General features: G+C 46.8%; 5 protein-coding genes and 1 tRNA gene. 3 read left to right on the forward strand and 3 right to left on the reverse strand.

Annotated features, from left to right (window positions below; all coding sequences use genetic code 11):
• Window positions 1-363: N-formylglutamate amidohydrolase (locus Q0241_RS14205; protein WP_299378622.1), on the forward strand; the 363-nt coding region annotated here is incomplete at its 5' end.
• Between the two features lie 96 nt (window positions 364-459).
• On the opposite strand, the gene Q0241_RS14210 is transcribed toward Q0241_RS14205, so the two are convergent.
• Window positions 460-1452 carry an MBL fold metallo-hydrolase gene (locus Q0241_RS14210; protein ID WP_299378624.1) on the reverse strand — a complete coding sequence of 331 codons (993 nt, stop codon included), beginning with the start codon at window positions 1450-1452 and terminating at the stop codon, window positions 460-462.
• A 124-nt stretch (window positions 1453-1576) separates the two neighbouring features.
• Between Q0241_RS14210 and Q0241_RS14215 the strand changes: the two genes are divergently transcribed.
• Window positions 1577-2542: a LysR family transcriptional regulator gene (locus tag Q0241_RS14215; RefSeq protein ID WP_299378626.1), complete on the forward strand. Its 966-nt coding sequence runs from the start codon at window positions 1577-1579 to the stop codon at window positions 2540-2542.
• Window positions 2543-2616: 74 nt separating this feature from the next.
• Here Q0241_RS14215 and Q0241_RS14220 read toward each other — a convergent pair.
• Both Q0241_RS14220 and Q0241_RS14225 read right to left on the reverse strand, forming a co-directional pair.
• Window positions 2617-2692, reverse strand: a tRNA-Ala gene (locus Q0241_RS14220).
• Window positions 2693-2809: 117 nt separating this feature from the next.
• Window positions 2810-3139, reverse strand: a complete 330-nt coding sequence (locus tag Q0241_RS14225; protein WP_299378628.1) for an FYDLN acid domain-containing protein — start codon at window positions 3137-3139, stop codon at window positions 2810-2812.
• 348 nt (window positions 3140-3487) lie between these two features.
• Between Q0241_RS14225 and aroA the strand changes: the two genes are divergently transcribed.
• Window positions 3488-4813, forward strand: a complete 1326-nt coding sequence (gene aroA / locus Q0241_RS14230) for a 3-phosphoshikimate 1-carboxyvinyltransferase (protein WP_299378630.1) — start codon at window positions 3488-3490, stop codon at window positions 4811-4813.
• The last annotated feature ends 140 nt before the right edge of the window (window positions 4814-4953 follow it).

Consider the following 4953-nt stretch of genomic DNA (forward strand, 5'->3'; position numbering starts at 1 on the left):
TCCACCATTCCGTTTCTCTTTGACGGGCTGTTACCTGATTTCAACATCGGCACCAACAACGGAGAGACTTGTAACAAAGTGATTGAGGAAAGTGTCTGGAATATCTGCAAAAATGCCTCTGAATACAGTACGGTTCTTAACGCACGCTTCAAAGGCGGCTGGACAACCCGCCACTATGGGCAGCCTCATAACAATATCCACGCGATCCAAATGGAACTCGCCCAACGAACACACCTAAGAGAAGAAAACCTGCCCTTTGATTATGACAAGAAAAAAGCTGCGGTCCTGCGTCCCTACCTGAAAGATATTTTAAAAACAATCTCGAAATTGGTTGAAGCAAAGCAACTAGCATCTCTAGGATAAGATCTGTAATCACAAAGTATTGCAGCCTAACACAATTGAACGTTTAATAGGAATTCGAGCTGCATACACGCCAGTATACAGCCCGACATTTTTTAATTATAGTTGATACTGCCAACTCGACTGATGATAACGATAGTTATCTCTCTCTCGAGCAACATGCCCAAGGCCTGGAAACTCAAGGTGGCTCCCAAGAACGGCTACTCTGTCAGCGCTCACCCAATCAAGCATTCTACGGCGGGTTTGTTCAGCTTGTTGCATATCAATATCAAACGCGATGCTCCATTCAGGATGCTGGAATTGCAACGCGGTGAAGTGAACAACATCCCCCCAAATCAACACCTCCTGATTCTCTGAACGTAAAACAAACCCGGTATGTCCGGGCGTATGTCCGGGCAACGCCACAGCCTCAATGCCCGGTAAAACTTCGCCATCTTTATCAATAAGCGTCAGGCGTTTCGAATAAGGTGCAGACATTGCTTTTGCATTTGCAGAATTGGTTTTCAGGAAGTCAGATGCTTGAGACATGTAGCTGTCGTCATGCCAAAAATCCCAATCTTTTTTATGCACAATCAATTCAGCATTAGGAAAGTGCGCTTTTCCTTCTTTTGACGTAATGCCAGAGATATGATCGACATGCATATGGGTTAAGAGAATAGCATCCACCGATTCAGGTGCGATACCCGCAGCTTTCAGATTATCTGTAAACTGCCCAAGCGTTGGCCCCATATTGTCCGCGGTTCCTGAATCAATCAGGATAATTTTGTCCCCCGTATTCACCACAAAGGAATTAATCGGAACCCGAATTTTATCAACTGGCGGAGTCCGGAACTGATCTTTGTATAGCTGTTCTGCCACCTCGGGATCGTAATTGGGGATCAGATCCGATCCAGCGTCAATATACCCATCAAGCAGAGCCGTTATTTCAAATTTACCAACAGAAAAACGATACGCCCCTGTCGTTTGCACACCTGCTTTCGGGGCCGCGGCAAAACCCGGCATCGGCACAGACAGTGATGCCATTGAAGCAACAAGTCCCGCCCCCCCGGTTAAGAGTGAGCTTCTGAGTAGATCGCGTCTTGAAAGTGTCATGTCCAAATTTCCCGGTATCACTGTTATCCAAATCAATACCGCTTAATATCAGTATATTTTTCTGGATCGGGAGAGGCTTTGCGCCTATACCTCATATAAGCAATGCTTATATCGTGGGATTATCATGGATCGATTGCAACTTTTTCAAACCTTTATGACGTCCATAGACAAAGGCTCACTCTCGGGCGCAGCTAAGGTATTGAACATTAGCCAGCCCGCAGTTAGCCAACAGATTACGTTACTGGAAAGTATTCTTCAGAAAGAACTGCTGTTCAGAACATCCCGAGGCGTAAGACCAACTGAAGCAGGGTTAGTCGTTTACAACAATGCGGATAATATCCTCAGCCAAGTAAACAAGCTCCATGAAGAGCTGAAAAATCTGGACGAAAGCCTCACCGGACCGCTTCGAATTACAGCACCTTTGGCAATCGGACAAAGCCTTGTCGCCCCGATCGTTTTTGAACTTCAAAGTCAGTATCCCGAACTCAATATATCCCTGAAACTCAGTGATCAACTTGCGGATTTAGTGAAGGATCGAATTGATCTGGCGGTCCGTGTAGGATCGCTCGGAAAATCCGATGCTCTAGCCCGTAAGATCGGAGACTTACAACTAATGCTCGTCGCAACACCTGACTTTCTGGATCGCTACGGGCGTCCTCAAAGACCAGAGGATCTGGTTAATATTCCCATGATCCAATACCGAGATGAAAAAAAAGTAACCAAGCAAATTGTCAGAAAAGACAAACAAGAATATCTCGCAGAAGTACAATCAAACTATACCTTTGATAATCCCGATGTCATCCTCAACGCCCTGGATAGAGGAATCGGCTACACAAAGCTTCCTTACCTGCTGATAAAAGAGCAGCTGACAGAAGGTAAGTTAGAGCGAGTGTTGCCAACATACACAGTTCCTTCCAAACCTATTTATCTGCTCTACCCTTCGCGGCAATCTTTGACCAGACGTGCCGAAGTATTTATCGACCGCATGCTCTCGACGATTATAAATCTGGATGGAATTACCCCTGCCAGAGGTGGAAAATGGCGTGTTGAGAGCGACCAACCAACCGAAAAATTATTGGATATTATCTAGATTAGGAAGAAGTATTTTATAAAAATAGTTGCCCAAAAAAAACAAAACCCACTGCTTTAGGCAGTGGGTTTTGATGGTGGAGCCAAGGAGGATCGAACTCCTGACCTCTTCGCTGCCAGCGAAGCGCTCTCCCAGCTGAGCTATGGCCCCAATTTATCCGCCGCAAAACAGCTGATGCGGCGGAAAATATGCCGTCTTTTCCTCCTTGGCAAGAAAAAATTTTCCTTGCGAAAAGAAAAGGACTGTTCCTGCCAGAATCCAATCGACTTAGTCGTCGCTGATACCGCCAGCGCCGGCGCTTACACCTTGAAGATCTTCATCATCATCCGGGTCAAGATCATCACCGTCATCAATGTGAAGCAATTCTTCCTCATCCGGGAAGTCCACAACATTATCAGATGTATCCAGATCAACATCCTGCGCTTCATTCGCGTCTTCAGCCTCTGCCTTAGCGGTTTGCTTCGGCTGGCTTGATTTGGCGCTCAAATCCAATTCAGTCCCACATTTGGGACACACGATTGGCGATTTCAGAAAATCGTAAAATTTTGCCTTACAGCTTAGACAGCTACGTTTGCTACCCCATTCCGGCTTACTCACAGCCAGATCCTCCAACTAAAATTTTGTAACAACCACACAATGGTTTTCGAAAAAACTGCAAATGCCATGATCACCACAGACTGTCAACAAAGGGTGAATGACAATTTAAATACTGTGAAAAAAAATTCACTCTTCGAACCTTTATTACACCAAAGCATCATCTTTATGCGTATCAAGCTCTGGTAAAAAGCTACTTTCCTCTATAAAAGAGACCCGAAACAATCCTTTAGGATCTGAACACGCGAAAAAGATTTGTGACGGGATAATTGGAACAAATTTTTATCACACAGCAGATTCGCCAAATGCCAAACAATGGCGAATCTGGAATGCGAAATACGGAATACACTCATGACCAGCGAAAACTCTCTGTCTTCAACCCCAGGCTCTTCCCTCAAAGGCACCGTTAAAGTTCCCGGCGACAAATCTATTTCGCACAGATCTTTAATGTTTGGGGCACTTGCCATTGGAAAAACCAACGTTTTTGGCATGCTTGAAGGCGAAGATGTGCTGGCGACCGCCAAAGCCATGCGTGCTTTAGGTGCCAATGTAGAGCGCGACGATCAAGGCGTATGGCATATTGAAGGACGTGGAATCGGTGGTCTTTGCGAACCCGAAGATGTGTTGGACATGGGAAATTCAGGTACATCTGCACGATTGCTGATGGGTATTCTTGGTAGCCATCCAATCACAACTTTCATGACCGGGGATGCGTCGCTCAGAAAACGTCCAATGGGGCGGGTTGCCAATCCCCTTGCTGAAATGGGCACACAGGTTAGTTGCCGTTCCGGACAACGACTTCCCCTGATGGTAAAGGGTGCTGAAACACCGATGCCAATCCGTTACAAATTGCCTATGGCGTCCGCTCAGGTGAAATCCTGCATTCTGCTTGCCGGACTGAATACCCCGGGGGAAACAACCGTCATCGAAACAGAACACACCCGGGACCATACGGAACTTATGCTCCGTCACTTTGGCGCGGAAGTACGCGTGACCCAAACGGACGAAGGCAGAGAAACGACTATTGTAGGGCAACCAGAACTTAAAGCAGCCGATGTACAGGTCCCTTCGGACCCGTCTTCAGCAGCCTTTCCAACTGTTGCCGCCCTGATCAACGAAGGGTCTGAGCTTCGCCTTCCCGGTATCGGCATGAACCCGCATCGCAATGGAATTTACATCACCTTGAAAGAAATGGGTGCTGACATTACACTGGAAAACGAACGTACTCAGGCAGGTGAACCTGTCGCAGATCTCATTGTCCGCGCCAGTAAACTCAAAGGCATCACCGTACCCGCAGAACGTGCGCCGTCTATGATTGATGAATATCCGATTCTCGCGATTGCCGCTTCTTTTGCCGAAGGCAAAACCGTTATGGAAGGCTTAGGAGAACTTCGGGTCAAAGAAAGTGACCGCCTTTCAGCAGTTGCCAATGGTCTCAAGGCTTGCGGCGTTACCTGTGAAGAAGGGGGTGATTATCTTATTGTTGAAGGATCACCCGCTGGCGTAAAGGGCGGCGGTACGATCACAACGCATTTTGATCACCGTATTGCGATGAGCTTTCTGGTTATGGGAATGGCGACGAACGAACCTGTAAAGGTTCTGGACGCAGATGCAATCGACACCAGCTTCCCTGATTTTGCCAAATTAATGAATGGCTTAGGCGCTCAAGTCGGTTAGTTTTATTACCCAGACCAGCCGTACAAAAGATATAACTATCACCAGTTACTATTAAGCTGGATTAAAGGAAAAGACTTTGCCTGTTATCGCTATTGATGGTCCTGTTGCATCTGGCAAGGGAACACTGGCGCGTCGTCTCG

It is taken from the genome of uncultured Kiloniella sp. (assembly GCF_937128705.1).
Classification (GTDB): domain Bacteria; phylum Pseudomonadota; class Alphaproteobacteria; order Kiloniellales; family Kiloniellaceae; genus Kiloniella.

Coding starts and splice junctions, on each gene's coding strand:
- Q0241_RS14215 (WP_299378626.1), top strand. CDS start 1,577: ATGGATCGATTGCAACTTTTTCAAACCTTTATGACGTCCATAGACAAA.
- Q0241_RS14210 (WP_299378624.1), bottom strand. CDS start 1,452: ATGACACTTTCAAGACGCGATCTACTCAGAAGCTCACTCTTAACCGGG.
- aroA (WP_299378630.1), top strand. CDS start 3,488: ATGACCAGCGAAAACTCTCTGTCTTCAACCCCAGGCTCTTCCCTCAAA.